Source organism: Actinoplanes sp. NPDC026670 (genome assembly GCF_040638175.1).
In the GTDB taxonomy this organism is placed as follows: domain Bacteria; phylum Actinomycetota; class Actinomycetes; order Mycobacteriales; family Micromonosporaceae; genus Actinoplanes.
Window position 1 is genome coordinate 1 of record NZ_JBEZXU010000221.1, and the last position, 1,050, is coordinate 1,050.

Below are 1,050 nucleotides of genomic sequence, written 5' to 3' on the forward strand. Positions count from 1 at the left end.
TTCACCGCCAGCAATTGCGACTCCGAATTCCAGCCCGAGTGATCGAACGCCCAGCCATCCCAGACCGCGTAGGCATGGAAGACCTGCCAGTCGCCTGCCGCCCGCACTCCTGCTATCTCGATCGGCCGGTCCAGGTAGGAATCCCGACAGACCCAGGCCAGGATGTGACACGCTCCGGCAGCGAAGAATGCCTGGTCCGTCCGTTCCCAGGCGATGCGCTGATCTGATCGCTCGATCGCCGTCCGACGAAATGCTCCCGCTGCTTCGGCCGCCACAGCCCGGATGTTAGCGGACTGCCCGCCCCGTCGCGCATGCCGCTGATCGCGCGGTCATGCCGAATCGGGTGCGGTCAGTGTGTTTGGGACGCCCAGGCCGGCTGCCGGGGCTCGTCGTTGTGCACGATGATGTCGACGTGATCGGTCGGGCGGACCGTAGCGAAGTAGAGCTGTTGGGAGGGGATGTAACGCTCGCGCCAGCGCCGTTCGACCTCGGCCCGAGATGACACCCGGCGCTCTCGGATCACGGCACGATCAACGGTCTTCTCGAGCGCGGTCGACACGAAGATGCGCAGGTCCCACCGGTCAATCAGTTCCGGGCGCATGAGGAAGACGCCGTCGAAGACCAGCACGGCGTCGGCGGGGGCAGTCGTGACCGGCGGGGACAGCACGGTGTCCGCCGTGTGGTAGTAGACCGCGTGTTGGAAGCGTCGATCTCCGCCCGGGCCGAGCGGATCGAGCAGCACCCGGTTCAGGGCGTCGTGGTCGTGGGTGTCGAAGTAGCAGCCTTCGGCCGAGTATTCGCCGCGCGGGTAGCGCTGTGCACTGGGGAAGAGGAAATCGTCGATTGTCGCGCGGATGACGTCGTGGCCCTGTGTGCGCAGGACGGCGGCCAGCTCGTCGGCGAGCGTCGTCTTGCCTGCGGCGGGCGGTCCGTCGATGGCAACCCGCGTCGGGTGGGTGACTGTGACGGACCCGACTGCCTCAGCCAGGCGGCCTAGCATCTCGTCGCGGGTGCCTTGGTCCACGTCCTGCCCCTCCTACCCGCTCGGCC

General features: G+C 67.3%; 1 protein-coding gene and 1 pseudogene. Both read right to left on the reverse strand.

Annotated elements, in window-relative coordinates; genetic code table 11:
• Positions 1-275 (reverse strand): annotated as a pseudogene (locus tag AB0E94_RS53250) (hypothetical protein); the annotation flags it as partial.
• Positions 276-349: 74 nt separating this feature from the next.
• Positions 350-1,024, reverse strand: a complete 675-nt coding sequence (locus AB0E94_RS53255; protein ID WP_360344687.1) for a cytidylate kinase family protein — start codon at positions 1,022-1,024, stop codon at positions 350-352.
• Between the last annotated feature and the right edge of the window lie 26 nt (positions 1,025-1,050).